The sequence below is a fragment of the Cytophaga hutchinsonii ATCC 33406 genome, from assembly GCF_000014145.1.
GTDB lineage: Bacteria > Bacteroidota > Bacteroidia > Cytophagales > Cytophagaceae > Cytophaga > Cytophaga hutchinsonii.
Window position 1 is genome coordinate 1598590 of sequence record NC_008255.1, and the last position, 14288, is coordinate 1612877.

General features: G+C 39.4%; 16 protein-coding genes. 6 read left to right on the forward strand and 10 right to left on the reverse strand.

Annotation, left to right across the window (positions count from 1 at the left end; all coding sequences use genetic code 11):
* Positions 1-7: 7 nt before the first annotated feature.
* From nuoH to CHU_RS06730, 8 genes are read right to left on the reverse strand one after another with little or no spacing between them, the layout of a single operon-like run.
* Positions 8-1036: an NADH-quinone oxidoreductase subunit NuoH gene (nuoH, locus tag CHU_RS06695; RefSeq protein WP_011584762.1), complete on the reverse strand. Its 1029-nt coding sequence runs from the start codon at positions 1034-1036 to the stop codon at positions 8-10.
* Positions 1020-1991, reverse strand: a complete 972-nt coding sequence (locus CHU_RS06700) for a 2Fe-2S iron-sulfur cluster-binding protein (RefSeq protein ID WP_011584763.1) — start codon at positions 1989-1991, stop codon at positions 1020-1022. The genes nuoH and CHU_RS06700 overlap by 17 nt, the downstream gene beginning before the upstream one ends.
* Positions 1992-2005: 14 nt before the next feature.
* Positions 2006-3352, reverse strand: a complete 1347-nt coding sequence (gene nuoF, locus CHU_RS06705; RefSeq protein ID WP_011584764.1) for an NADH-quinone oxidoreductase subunit NuoF — start codon at positions 3350-3352, stop codon at positions 2006-2008.
* On the reverse strand, positions 3352-3885 hold the full coding sequence (gene nuoE / locus CHU_RS06710) for a complex I 24 kDa subunit family protein (protein ID WP_011584765.1): 534 nt from the start codon (positions 3883-3885) through the stop codon (positions 3352-3354). The genes nuoF and nuoE overlap by 1 nt, the downstream gene beginning before the upstream one ends.
* Positions 3886-3897: 12 nt before the next feature.
* The gene (locus tag CHU_RS06715) at positions 3898-5118 is read right to left on the reverse strand and encodes an NADH-quinone oxidoreductase subunit D (protein WP_041932243.1); all 1221 of its coding nucleotides are present in this window, start codon (positions 5116-5118) and stop codon (positions 3898-3900) included.
* Between the two features lie 11 nt (positions 5119-5129).
* Positions 5130-5633: an NADH-quinone oxidoreductase subunit C gene (locus tag CHU_RS06720; RefSeq protein WP_041932244.1), complete on the reverse strand. Its 504-nt coding sequence runs from the start codon at positions 5631-5633 to the stop codon at positions 5130-5132.
* A gap of 13 nt (positions 5634-5646) precedes the next feature.
* Entirely contained in the window at positions 5647-6192 is a 546-nt protein-coding gene (locus CHU_RS06725; protein WP_011584768.1) for an NADH-quinone oxidoreductase subunit B, read from the reverse strand.
* 60 nt (positions 6193-6252) lie between these two features.
* Positions 6253-6633, reverse strand: a complete 381-nt coding sequence (locus CHU_RS06730) for an NADH-quinone oxidoreductase subunit A (protein WP_011584769.1) — start codon at positions 6631-6633, stop codon at positions 6253-6255.
* A 287-nt stretch (positions 6634-6920) separates the two neighbouring features.
* On the opposite strand from CHU_RS06730, the gene CHU_RS06735 reads away from it, so the two are divergent.
* Positions 6921-8225 (forward strand): hemolysin family protein, encoded by a 1305-nt coding sequence (locus tag CHU_RS06735; RefSeq protein ID WP_011584770.1) that lies wholly within the window; start codon positions 6921-6923, stop codon positions 8223-8225.
* Positions 8226-8403: 178 nt separating this feature from the next.
* The gene (locus CHU_RS06740) at positions 8404-8886 is read left to right on the forward strand and encodes a hypothetical protein (RefSeq protein ID WP_011584771.1); all 483 of its coding nucleotides are present in this window, start codon (positions 8404-8406) and stop codon (positions 8884-8886) included.
* Between the two features lie 241 nt (positions 8887-9127).
* On the opposite strand, the gene CHU_RS06745 is transcribed toward CHU_RS06740, so the two are convergent.
* Both CHU_RS06745 and rfaD read right to left on the reverse strand, forming a co-directional pair.
* Positions 9128-9514, reverse strand: a complete 387-nt coding sequence (locus tag CHU_RS06745) for a hypothetical protein (RefSeq protein ID WP_011584772.1) — start codon at positions 9512-9514, stop codon at positions 9128-9130.
* Between the two features lie 97 nt (positions 9515-9611).
* Positions 9612-10577, reverse strand: a complete 966-nt coding sequence (gene rfaD / locus CHU_RS06750; RefSeq protein ID WP_011584773.1) for an ADP-glyceromanno-heptose 6-epimerase — start codon at positions 10575-10577, stop codon at positions 9612-9614.
* 59 nt (positions 10578-10636) lie between these two features.
* Here rfaD and CHU_RS06755 point away from each other — a divergent pair, with 59 nt between their 5' ends.
* The 4 genes from CHU_RS06755 (at position 10637) to lpxB (ending at position 14183) form a co-directional block, all read left to right on the forward strand.
* Positions 10637-11512, forward strand: a complete 876-nt coding sequence (locus CHU_RS06755) for a helical backbone metal receptor (RefSeq protein ID WP_011584774.1) — start codon at positions 10637-10639, stop codon at positions 11510-11512.
* Positions 11509-12507 (forward strand): FecCD family ABC transporter permease, encoded by a 999-nt coding sequence (locus tag CHU_RS06760; RefSeq protein ID WP_011584775.1) that lies wholly within the window; start codon positions 11509-11511, stop codon positions 12505-12507. The genes CHU_RS06755 and CHU_RS06760 overlap by 4 nt, the downstream gene beginning before the upstream one ends.
* Positions 12508-12559: 52 nt before the next feature.
* On the forward strand, positions 12560-12982 hold the full coding sequence (locus tag CHU_RS06765; RefSeq protein ID WP_041932635.1) for a 6-pyruvoyl trahydropterin synthase family protein: 423 nt from the start codon (positions 12560-12562) through the stop codon (positions 12980-12982).
* Between the two features lie 64 nt (positions 12983-13046).
* Positions 13047-14183 (forward strand): lipid-A-disaccharide synthase, encoded by a 1137-nt coding sequence (lpxB, locus tag CHU_RS06770; protein WP_011584777.1) that lies wholly within the window; start codon positions 13047-13049, stop codon positions 14181-14183.
* Positions 14184-14288: the final 105 nt, after the last annotated feature.

Sequence of the window (14288 nt, forward strand, 5' to 3'; positions counted from 1 at the left end):
TTTTAACTTAGAATAACAATATACATGCACCAGTAATAATAATATTTATGATAGCCATCGGAATCATAATCTTCCAACCAAGATTCATTAGCTGATCATAACGGAAACGTGGTAATGTCCATCTAACCCACATGAATAAGAATATGAATAAGACGATTTTTGTAAAGAAGAACAGCGTACCTAAAATGGTTACTGTATTCTGATCTAAACCAAGTGTTTCGATATACGGAATATCATACCCGCCGAAGTAGAATGCACTCATTACGGCAGAAGAGATAAACATGTTGATGTATTCTGCGAATAAGTACAACCCTAATTTCATGGATGAATATTCTGTATGATATCCGCCGATAAGTTCCGCTTCACATTCAGGTAAGTCAAATGGAGTTCTGTTGCATTCTGCGAATGAACATACCATAAAGATGAAGAAACCCAATGGCTGATAAACAATGTTCCACCAATCTGTTGTCTGCTGCTGAACAATTTCACCGATACTTAATGTTCCTGTTGTCATTACTAAAGCAATGATGGATAAACCCATTGCAATTTCATAACTGATCATTTGAGAAGAAGCCCGTATAGCACCCATTAAAGAGAACTTATTATTAGAAGCCCAGCCACCGATCATTACACCGTATACACCAATCGATACAACAGCGAAAATATAAAGCACACCAATATTGATGTCTGTTACCTGCAGCGCTATCTGATCGCCGCCGATCTCCAGATAACTTCCCCATGGAATAACCGCTCCTGTTAAACAGGCAGTCATCATGGCAATAGAAGGCCCAAGGATAAACAGTGCTTTGTTTGCAGAAGAAGGAATAATCTCTTCTTTCATAAAGAATTTAACACCATCTGCCAACGGCTGTAGCAAACCAAATGGCCCCGCTCTATTCGGGCCGATACGGTCCTGAAGTAACGCTGAAACTTTACGTTCTGCGTATGTACTGTACATTGCTATTACCAGCGATATGGTAAAAACGGCAGTAACAATGATTGTTTTTTCAAGTAAAAACTCAACGGGTATTTCCATATCCTATTTTCTTCGGTGCTTCAACTTTAATTCCTTTTTGATATTTATTCAATGAAATAACGGAATGGCGATCGATTGCTCTCGGCCCGTCAATTACCCAATCAGTGATTTTTTTATGTTCGAAACGGCAGTCGTTACAGATCCATTCCTCCAGTTCGCCATATTTATCTTTCCGGCCTGTAACACGGTATACTTCATTGTCGCTTAACCATACAGTTGTTTTACCACTGCACTTCGGACAATCTCTGTGCGCTTCCATTGGTTTCACAAACCACACACGTGATTTGAAACGGAATGTTTTATCTGTTAATGCGCCAACCGGACATACATCAATAACGTTTCCGGAGAAATCATTATCAATTACATTTTCAATATAAGTAGAGATCTCAGCTTTGTCGCCACGGAACATGATACCATGTACACGCTTATCTGTGATCTGATCTGCAGTAAACACACAACGGTAGCAAAGAATGCAGCGTGTCATATGTAACTGGATCTTGTCGCCGATATCAATGCGGTCAAATTTTCTGCGTTCCTCTTCGTAGCGGGAACGTGCAGCTCCGTGTTCGTAAGATAAATCCTGTAAGTGACATTCACCTGCCTGATCACATACCGGGCAATCCAGCGGGTGGTTGATCAATAAGAATTCGACCACACTTTTACGTGCTTCAATTACTTTAGGTGATGTTAAGTTTTTTACTACCATCCCATCCATGATAGGAGTAGAGCAGGATGCAACCAACTTAGGCATCGGACGCGGATCTTTTTCAGATCCTTGAGAAACTTCAACCAGACATGTTCTGCATTTACCACCGCTCCCTTTTAGTTTGGAGTAGTAGCACATGGCAGGAGGAACAAGCGAACCGCCAAGTTGTCTGGCAGCATTCAGGATTGTTGTTCCCGGCGCTACTTCGGTTGTTTCTCCGTCTATTGTTATTTTGAACAGTTGTGACATAATGTGAGCCTCGATTAAACTGTTACAGTTTTATAATTTGGAAGATGTGCCTTACGGCTGTCTTTTACTAAACTAGCGTGTGTAACGTGATATTCAAATTCATCGCGGAAGTGACGGATAGCAGCAGCTACAGGCCATGCCGCAGCATCACCCAACGGACAGATGGTATTTCCTTCAATTTTTGAAGCAATTTCAACCAATAGGTCGATATCATGCATGTGACCATGACCGAATTCTAAACGGTGCAGGACTTTTTCCATCCATCCTGTGCCTTCGCGGCAAGGGCTGCACTGTCCACATGATTCATGGTGATAGAAGCGAGCCAGTGTCCATGTGTTATGAACGATACATGTGGTTTCATCCATAGCGATAAATCCGCCTGAACCTAACATCGTACCGGTTGCAAAACCTCCGTCTGATAACGATTCATAGCTCATTAAACGTGCTTCACCGGCAGCGTTTCGCATGAATAATTCAGCAGGAAGAATCGGTACCGAAGAACCTCCGGCAATCACGGCTTTCAATTCGTGACCTTTGCGGATACCGCCGCAATATTCATCTGAATTTAAAAACTCATCAACAGGTAACCCCAGGTCAATTTCATAAACACCAGGTCTGTTTAAATGACCACAAGCTGAAATTAATTTAGTACCGGTACTTTTTCCAATCCCTAACTTTGCGTACTCATCACCACCCATATTAATGATCGGCGTTACGGTAGCAAGTGTCTCAACATTGTTTACAACCGTAGGGCAGTTGTAAAGACCAGAGATGGCAGGGAAGGGAGGTTTGATACGCGGGTTTCCACGCTTACCTTCCAGTGATTCGATCAATGCCGTTTCTTCACCGCAGATATACGCGCCGCCACCATTATTTACATAGATCTCAAGATCAAATCCCGAACCTAAAATATTTTTACCAAGGAAGCCGGCGTTCTTGGCTTCAGCGATTGCTTTTTCAAGAATACCAACGATCCATTTATATTCACCACGGATGTAGATGTAGGTACTGTTAGAACCAAGGGAATAACTGGATACAATCAATCCTTCAATTAAAATATGAGGATTTTTTTCCATCAGGTATCTGTCCTTGAATGTGCCCGGCTCGCTTTCATCGGCGTTACATACCAGGTATCTCGGGTTATTGGATTTGCGGTCCAGGAAACTCCATTTCATACCTGTAGGGAAACCGGCGCCACCACGGCCACGAAGTCCGGACTTCTTAACCTCCTCCATAACATCGTCAGGAGACATTGTCTTTAAAGCCTTTTCTACTGCTCTGTAACCACCCTTCGAACGATACACCTCATAGGTTTCGATTCCGGGTACATTGATGTGTTCAAGTAGTAATTTTGTAGCCATTAGATTGCGTATTTTTTAAATGGATCAAAATCCGGCTGACCGAATACTTCGATGATTTTATCAATCTTTTCTTTCGTCAGATTTTCGTAATAATAGGTTCCGATCTGAGCCATTGGAGCTGTACCGCATGAACCCATGCATTCTACCGCTTTAATGGTGAATCTGCCATCAGCACTTGTCTGATTCAGTTTAATTCCAAGTTTGTCTTCCGTATATTCGATCAGTTCCTCAACACCGTTTAGGCAGCACGGCCCTGTCTGACAAAATTCAAACATGCACTTGCCAACCGGCTTTAAGTTGTACATGGAGTAGAACGAAGCTACTTCATATACTTCAATCGGAGTGATATCTAAAAGGGAAGCAACATAATCCATAAGCGGGGCAGGAAGCCAGCCGCCTAACTCATCCTGTGCCATATGCAACACGGGCAATAACGCTGATTTTTGTCTGCCTTCCGGATAACGTGCTTTCATCTCCTGAATTTTTTTCAGGCTTGCTTCAGAAAACTGGAATTGCTGTTGTGTTTGTTCCATCCGTTTATATAATTAAGCGTCCATTTCACCTGCAATCAGGTTCAGACTACTCATTGTAACTACTGCATCAGAAATTAATTGACCTTTGATCATTTCAGGATATGCCTGGTAATAGATAAAGCAAGGTCTGCGGAAGTGTAAGCGGTAAGGTGTCCTACCGCCATCGCTTACTAAATAATAGCCTAATTCACCATTGGCTCCTTCAATCGAATGGTACACTTCACCTTTCGGAATTTCAGTTTCACCCATTACAATTTTAAAGTGGTAGATCAATGCTTCCATCTGTGAATACACATCTTCTTTGGGAGGAAGATAAAAGTCCGGCACTTCAGCATGGAATACGCCTTTGGGTAACGCTTTGATTTTTTCCATCGCCTGACGGATGATGCTTAAGCTTTCCCACATTTCTTTGTTACGAACCATGAAGCGGTCGTATGTATCACCATTGATACCAATAGGTATTGTAAAATCAAAGTCCTGATACGAGCTGTATGGTGAGGTAACGCGTACATCGTAATCAACACCTGCGGCACGTAAGTTCGGGCCTGTGAAGCCGTAGTTTAAGGCACGTTCAGCCGTGATGCCACCGGTACCGATTGTTCTGTCCATGAAAATCCGGTTTCTGTTAAACAGGTTTTCAAATTCAGTCAATACAGCAGGGTAGTCTGCCAGGAACTTATCTATTTTGCGCATTGCGATGTCGTTGAAATCTCTTTCAAAGCCACCAATACGACCCATGTTTGTTGTTAAACGTGCACCACAGATCTCTTCAAATATTTCATAGATCTGCTCACGTGATTGCATAATGTATAGGAAACCGGTGAAGGCTCCGGCATCAACACCTAAGATCGAATTACAGATCAGGTGATCCGCAATACGTGATAATTCCATAATTACCACCCGCATGTATTCTACGCGTTTAGGTAATTCAATACCTGCAAGCTTTTCAACCGTCATGTGCCAGCCCATGTTGTTCAATGGAGCCGAGCAATAATTCATACGATCGGTAAGCGTTGTGATCTGATAGAATGCCCTGCGTTCTGCAATCTTTTCAAATGCTCTGTGAATATAACCAACTGTTGGTACTGCATCAACAATGCGTTCACCATCCATTTTTAGAATATTCTGAAATACGCCGTGTGTGGCAGGGTGGGTAGGACCTAAATTTAACGTAGTTAAATGGTCATTATCCATGTGGTCGATTTCCTGCTTATTTCCGCCTGTAGTGATCATGTGTATATCAATTATCTACCAAAGAAAGAATCATCTTTATCGTGACGTGTTGGATCTTCCAACGCGTATTCTTTTCTCATCGGGTGGTATCCTAAATCATCTACATTTAAAATGCGGATCAGATTTGGGTGACCGGTGAATATAATCCCGAAGAAATCATAGGTCTCTCTTTCCATCCAGTTTGCTGCCTGAAAAAGCGTTGTTGCCGAATCAATATACGGATCTGCTTTAGGAAAGAATGCTTTTACGCGGATACGGATATTCTCAGGTAAATTATGCAGGTGGTAAACAACACCTAATAAATCTTCGCCCTGAGGATAATGAACACCCGTAAGGTCAGTTAAAAAAGTAAAACCTAAGGATGCTTCACTGTAAAGAAAATTCAACACATTCATGTTGTAGCTTCTTTCAATAGTAATGGTAAGCATACCATACGATTCCTCTGTAGAAATTATTTTATCGCCGAAACGATTGATAAGAGAATCTATGATGTGTTGATTTGTAAGTGTTCCCATGGAAGTGCTTGAATTATTCTTCAATCTCGTATTTAGCAAGTAATGCTTTGTATTCAGGAGATTCGCGTCTGCGAAGTGATTCCGTTGATGCCAGATCCTGCACACGCATTAAGCCTTGTATAATCTGTTCAGGACGTGGGGGACAGCCCGGAACATACACATCCACCGGAATAATTCTGTCGATGCCCTGAAGTACGCTGTAGGTGTCGAAGATACCACCGCTTGATGCACAGGCACCAACCGCTACAACCCATTTTGGTTCTGCCATCTGTTCGTACACATGACGAAGTACCGGACCCATTTTTTTTGCAATGGTTCCCATTACTAACAAGACATCCGCCTGACGGGGAGAGAAGCTTGGACGTTCAGCACCAAAACGCGCAATGTCGTATGTAGATGCCATTGTAGCCATGAATTCAATTCCGCAACAAGACGTTGCAAACGGTAGCGGCCACAAAGAGTTTTTCCGTGCTAAACCGATTACTGAATCTAATGATGTGGCAAAGAAACCCGGACCTTCCAGTCCGTCTGGTTTTTCTTCTATTTTTATATCACTCATATTCTGGATGCGTTTGGGTCTATTTTACCTACTTAAACAAACAATTGAATAAAAAGGTTGTTATTCCCAATCTAAAGCTTTTTTCTTGATAACGTAGATGAATCCAATTAATAACGAAGTCATAAACAGAAGCATTTTTACAAAACCTTCCCATTTATTAACAGCTTCAGCGAAATAATTAAAGTTTACAGCCCATGGATAGAAGAAAATTACTTCCACATCAAACAGTACAAACAAGGTTGCTACTAAAAAATATTTGATGGAGAACTGTACCCGGGCATTGCCTACCGGATCTAAACCTGATTCAAAGGCATCTAATTTCTTTTTTGATTTTACTTTTGGACCTAATAACCAGCTTGATAATAAGGTTACAGAAATAAAACCAAGAGTCACCATTAATTGAATGGCGATAGGAAGATATTCAGCGTATTTATTGTTCATAAGAAGTTGGGCCTGATACTATACTTCTACATATAATAATCCATCAAAAATATGTAAATTCAGTCAAAAAAAAAGGTTTTTAGCTTATTTATAATGTTTCTAAACGTCAATGTTTATAACCCTCGGTTTTCATACATATTGGTAAAAAACTGTTTTTATTCTGTGCTGAATTATCTGCGTTCTAGCCTTATTTTATGAATGGGATACATATAAAGTAATCCATTAAAATTGTATATTTGTATTAAACATCTTAATTGGTTGTAACATAACAGCCTATTAATACTTCAATGATCTTATTCTATATTTGCGTTACCCTTTTTCTCGTTATTTTAAATGGTTTTTTTGTTGCCGCCGAATTTGCCATTGTAAAAGTCCGTTCCTCACAACTGGAAGTTAAAGCTGCAACGGGCAACTCCCGGGCGCAGGTTTCTTTAACGATTCTTGAAAATTTAGATGCCTATTTATCTGCTACTCAATTTGGTATTACTTTAGCCAGTCTCGGATTAGGCTGGGCAGGAGAGCGGGTTGTAATGCCTTTGGTGCTGATTGTGTTTGACCTGATGTCAATTTCATTGCCGGAATTATACATGCATGAAATTTCGATTGTTATCTCATTTACATTCATAACAATCATGCACATTGTTTTTGGGGAGCTTGCCCCTAAGTCAATTGCTATTCAGCGTGCAGAAGATGTTACATTAGCCATCGCCTATCCATTAAAAGCTTTTTATCTGATTTTCAAACCATTTATCTTTTTATTAAATGGCTTTGCTACATTCATCCTTAAGATCTCCGGATTCGCCAGTGTTGGAGAAAAAGAACTGCATTCAGCGGAAGAACTTGAATTACTTATTGATCAGGGGAAAATGAGTGGTGCATTGAATCCAAATGAGCATCAGCTTATTAAAAATGTCTTCGGCTTTATTGATGTTACCGTTCGCCAGGTTATGACGCCGCGTACCAGCATCAACGCAATTGATATTGATCTGCCGTTGGAATATGTGTTGAATAAAATAGTAAATGAAGGGTATTCAAGGCTACCTGTATATAAAGACAACATCGATAATATAATAGGTATTTTATATACCAAAGATCTGTTGAAGATGATGAATAAAGGGGAACAGATTAAGCTGCAGTCAGCCATGCGGCAGCCATACTTTGTTCCTGAAACAAAAAAAATAAATGAACTGCTCAAAAATCTTCAGGCTAAGCATTTACACATGGCTATTATTATAGATGAGTTTGGTGGTGTATCCGGAATCACTACCATTGAGGATATCATTGAAGAACTGGTCGGTGAAATTCAGGATGAGCATGATGATGAAGCACCTGTTGTAGAACAGGTTTCAGCGAATGAGTTTGTGGTAAATGCGCTCGCAAACATACAGGATGTGAATGAATGGTTACCTGTTCCGTTACCCGAAGGACCTGAATACGATACCTTAGCCGGCTTACTCATTAAGATCTTTACACGGATTCCGGATTTAAGTGAAAAACTAACGTTTGAAGGATATCAATTCACAATTTTGAAGAAAAATAAACAAAGCATTTTACTGGTTAAAGTCCATAAACTGGAAGAAGAAGCGCAATAAACGCAAAATTATACTAAATAATTACTCAATGAGATAGTATTTAACTATCTCATTTTTATTTGATTATGAAATATTGTATTTTTTTACTAAAAAATAGTACTGTAATATTATCATAATTAAACTTCTTTTTATTATATTCGTATAGGTTAAAGGTTGAATATTTAAACAGAAATTGTAGATGGTAAAGAATTTTGTAGCCTTCGGAATACTATTAAGTGTATTTTTATCTTCAAGTTCATTTGTATCAAACAACCCCACAATTAATAAGAAGGGGACATTTACATATTATATCAATGGGAAACCATTTGTTATAGAAGGTATAACCGGCAGCTATAGAAAAATAACCGGTGGTGAATATCAACTTTCTTTTAGCAATGACCGTTTCATAAAATTCACCTTTATGAATCCCGTACAACAATCTAAAATAGATTTATCTCAGCAGAGCAGAGCTGCTTATATCCGATACGAAGATCCTTCAACCAGCTTAATTGGAAAACCTTCAACAGGTTATGTTCAGTTAGATAAGATCGACGAAAACAATAAAGTTGTATCCGGCACATTTGAAATGGCATTACGTGTAGTAATGAATGACGGTACCATTAAAAATATTACTGTCTCTGAAGGCAGACTAAACGAGATTCCGATTGTATACAAACAATAAAAAATATTTTTAAAAATTAACCGTATAATATAGAAGTCCTCATGCTGATAAGCGTGAGGACTTTTTTATTTAAGTAAAACTTGTTAGATGTACACTGACAAATACTATTATTATTCCGATGTACTGTATAAGTATATATTGAAAGCATTTTGACACCATGGGGGCCAAATGCCTATAGAAAAAATAATATTGCGCGTATTTTTTTAATTCAATCTTAGCCATAGCGCAATCTTTTTATTTGTTACTTTAAACTCTGGTCTCCCGCAGAAAATAAAAAACCAATCGGAGTATCTATATCATACAGCCACTCATAACCTTTTGACTCTTTGTTGCAGAAAGGTTCCAGCAGTCTGACCATATTTTTATATCCCGCAGTTGTAAGGTCGCAATAGAGATGCTTGCCAACAACCTCTTCAATACCCAGATCTTCTGCTGCGATTCGTAGCGTAAACAAACAGTTGACAGATTCAACAAAATCTAATGTATGTACATCCAGCGCTTTCTTTTCAGTCAGTACAACTTGTTGTACAGCATCTCTGAAAGCACGTGCCTGCGCGGAATTAAAGTCTGATAAACGAACGGCATGTTCATCAAATTCATTGATCTGATATAGAAATTCCAATTTCATAGGTGTATGGACGTATTGCTATACGCCCGGATTAAGATGTATTGCATACGCCCAGATTAAGATGTATTGCATACCCGGGCATATGCAATATGCCCGGCTACCAGTATTTATTTGGTATCAGGTAATTTTTTACATAATCTTTAATACCTTCTTCCAGGGTATGGAATGTATCCGTATAGCCAATGCTTTTAAGTTTGCCCATATTGGCTTCTGTAAAGTATTGATATTTATCACGGATATCTATGGGCGTATCAATGAAAGAAATATTTTCCGTTACCTCCATATTTTTAAACGTATTTTTGGCAAGATCAAGGAATGTTCTGGCTGTACCGCTTCCTAAGTTATAGATGCCGCTGTTTTTGCGGTGATTCATCAGGAAGATGATTACGTTGCAGACATCTTTCACATACACAAAGTCACGCATCTGTCCGCCATCTGTATATTCTGCTTTGTGTGAACGGAACAATTTCATCTTTCCGGAATTTTTTATCTGATGAAACGCATGGAAGATCACCGAAGCCATTCTGCTTTTATGATATTCATTCGGTCCGTAAACGTTAAAGAATTTTAAGCCTGCCCAGAAGAATGGTTGTTTCTCCTGTTGTAATGCCCAGATATCAAAATCATTTTTAGAATCACCATATGGATTCAATGGTTTTAATTGCGGGATTTTCTGCTCATTATCATCGTAGCCAAACTCACCATTACCATACGTTGCAGCAGAAGAAGCATAGACAAGGGGTATCTGATACTTGATACAGGCGTTCCACATGTTTTTTGAATAGGCAACATTCAGTCTGTCAAAGATTGCTTTGTCGAATTCAGTTGTATCAGTGCGTGCGCCTATATGAAAGATGAATTCAACATGTTTGTTGTTTTTATCCAGCCAATCGAAAAAATCATCACGGTCCACATACTCCTGAATCTTTTTATTTTCCAGATTCTTTTTCTTTTCGGGATTTTCAAAATGATCTACTGCAACGATAAAATTAAAATTCAACTCATTTAAGCGTTGAATTAAGCAGCTTCCGATAAATCCAGCCGCACCTGTAACAACCATCATAAGACTTCGTGATTATATTCAAATATTTGGCTTAAATTTACTAATTATTTTCTGAACCGATGAGATATTCTATTTACTTGTGCATACTTTTTGTTCTTTCAATACTATCCTGCAACTCAAAGCAGGAGGATCGTGTAATTGAATCATTCTATGTGCGTAAAGATGATCTGGGCAGGAATGTCAGCATTTCTGTCAATCCGAAAAGAATTCTGAGTCTTACACCTTCCATAACCGAATTAGTATATACGTTCTCAGATACTTCTAGATTAATAGGGCGTTCCGTATGGTGCGATTACCCGGCAGGTGTAAAAGTTATTCCTGCTGTAAACAATTATCCATTAGATATAGAAGGCGTTGTACGTTTGAAGCCGGATTTGATTTTGGTTAAACAGGGGATGATCAGTGTACAGGAACTGGACAAGCTGGAGCAACTGCATCTGGCTGTTTATGTGCAGAAATATGATCTGCTGAATGAAATATATGCCAGCACGAAAACACTTGTTGAGATTACAAAAGGGGATTCTGCAACATATAAACATTGGCTAACATCCATGCAGTCCGATACTATGCATACATCTGTACAGCATGCGAAAACATGCCTGGCAGTTACATCTGTTTCACCTATTTATGTATTTGGTAAAACAACATTTGTTTCAGAATTGATTGAACAGGCCGGTGGTAAAAATTGTGTTGAAACCATTCAAAGTGCTTATCCGACGGTAGATGTAGAATATATTTTGCGGGCAAATCCGGATGTTTTTATTTTTAATTCAACCGATCAGCAGAAGCTTTTTTTTGAAACCTATCCGTTGCTTAAACAATGCAAAGGCTACATTACGAACCAGCTGTTTGTGATCGATGATTCTATTATGAGCAGGCCGGGTATCAGACTACCGATACTTAAAGATTCACTTGTTTCCATATTATCAAAATGAAGCAAGCCATCCTGTACATAGCCGCACTGTTGGTTGTTGTTTTTCTGCTCGCTGCAGGAACCACGCTAGATGTAAAAACGATTCATGCATTGCCTAAAGCAATGTTTCAATTTGACAGCAGTTCTATGAACAATGTAATCTGGATCGAATTGCGTATGCCAAGATTGTTATTAGCACTTTTAACCGGATCGGCCCTGGGTTTATCCGGCTATCTGATGCAGGTACTTGTACGCAATCCATTGGCAGACCCTTATGTATTGGGCAGTTCAGCCGGAGCATCGTTGTTTGCAGCCGTATTTTATATCTGGCTGGCGCCGGGTTTCGCGAGTTTATCCGTTTTGCTTGTGTTAACATTTGCCGGAGCATTCGGTACAAATATCGTCTCGTTATTTCTTTCAACCGTTAACGGACGGATCGTGCCATACCGGATGATACTGGTAGGTATTGCCATATCCAGTTTAGCCATTGCCTTACTTTCATTAATGCTTTATACATCCGGTGCAGACCAGTCCTGGAAAAATATTATCTTCTGGACATTCGGTTCTTTTCAAACAGCAAGCTGGGAAAAAGTTGCTGTAATGGCAGGCATTGTATCTGCGCTCATACTCCTGTCAATGCTGTTTTTCAACGCATTCCAGATCATGGAACTTGGTGAAGAAAATGCAAACAGAATAGGTGTACCCGTTCAGCGCTACCGCATTGTATTGTTACTGCTTTCATCCATGCTTACGGGAGCGGCGGTAAGTATGGTCGGCCCCATCGGTTTTATAGGTTTGATCATGCCGCATATGGTGCGTATTCTTTTTAACTACAGACAGACACGTGCATTCATCCTTGTACTGTGTTATTTATCAGGAGTATTTTTAATGATCTGTGAAATGCTTTCGAGTCAGTTGTTTCCGCCGCAAGGCATACCAGCCGGCATATTGATGTCCTTGATTGGTGTACCATTCTTCCTGTACTTATTGTTAAAGACCAGCGATAAAAACATCTGATATGTTAGCTACAATTGCTACCTTTGTATGAGGAAAAATCAATGCCGTTATGATCATATACGTATCCAGACAAGAACATTTTAACGCAGCACACAAACTATATAATCCGGCCTGGTCGGAGGAAAAAAATGCTGAAATGTTTGGGCCATGTGCAAATTCAAACTGGCATGGCCATAATTTTGATTTGATTGTTACAGTAAAAGGTGAGCCGAGCCCTGACACAGGGTTTGTCATTGACCTTAAAAAATTAAGCACCCTGATCCGTGAAAAAGTAACGGATAAAGTAGATCATAAAAATCTGAATCTGGATGTAGATTTTATGATCGGAAAAATGGCCAGTACAGAAATACTGGCGTATGAATTCTGGAAGATACTTGAACCGCATATCACAACACTTTCTGATGGCAGAGGTAAGCTGCATTCAATCAAATTGTATGAAACACCACGCAACTACGTGGAATATTTCGGCGAGTAAGTACAAAAAATAAAGACAACAAGTTCAGGGACATATACGTATATGATCCTTTTAACCTGCTACTATGAAATATTATTTAATCTGTGGTGAACGTTCCGGTGATTTACACGCATCTAATTTAATCAAGGCATTAAAAACAAAAGATGCTGAAGCTAAAATTCGTGGGATAGGCGGCGATTTGTCGAAAGCAGCAGGTATGAAGCTTCATGCGCATTACAAAGACATTGCGTTTATGGGTTTTGTAGAAGTGTTTTTAAATCTGTTCACGATTTTTAACGTATTACGCAAAGCAAAAAAAGATATTCTAGCGTTTCAGCCGGATGCAATTATACTGGTAGATTTTTCAGGCTTCAATATGAAGATCGCGGCGTTCTGTAAAGAAAATAATATAAAAGTATTTTATTACATTTCTCCGAAGGTATGGGCCTGGAATACCAAACGTGCGTATAAAATTAAAAAGCTGGTTGATCATATGTTTGTGATTCTTCCTTTTGAAAAAGAGTTTTTCGCAACGTATGACTACAAAGTAGATTATGTAGGCAATCCCTTGCGCGATGCCATAGCCTCATTCACTCCGAATAATAACTTCATACAGAAGCATCAGCTAAATGCAGAGAAAAAACTGGTAGCCATTCTTCCCGGCAGCCGGTTTCAGGAAGTAACCATGTTGCTGGATCGGATGGTAGAAGTCGCATTTGATTTTCCTAATATACAGTTTGTGATAGCAGCCGTTTCTAATCTGGATTCTGCTATGTACGAACCATACAAAAGACACAATGTAAAAATCGTTACCGATGAAACATATGATCTGCTGCTGCATGCTCGCGCAGCTGTAGTAGCTTCCGGTACAGCAACACTGGAAACCTGTCTGTTTAATGTACCGCAGGTTGTTTGTTACCGGTTGAATACATTATCGTATTATATTGCCAAGGCCGTATTAAGTGTGAAATATATCTCGTTGGTTAATTTAATTGTTGACAAACCGATAGTGAAAGAACTGATCCAGGGAGACTGTACCATTCAGAATATCCGGGCCGAGCTTGAGCAGTTATTGCCGGAAACAGCTTACCGGAAAGACATGATTGCCGGTTACCACGAAGTTTCAAGCCGGGTGGGGGATACAGGTGTGTCAGAAAAAACAGCCCGCCTTATTATACAGTATCTCAAAGGCGAACCTGAATATGTGCATGAATTAAATTGAAATAATGAATTAGTCATAAAAAGAAAAGCATCTTTGATAAAATATCAAAGATGCTTTTCTTTTTTATTTAAAACCCTTCGCCTTGGGTCACCGGCCAACTGTTAA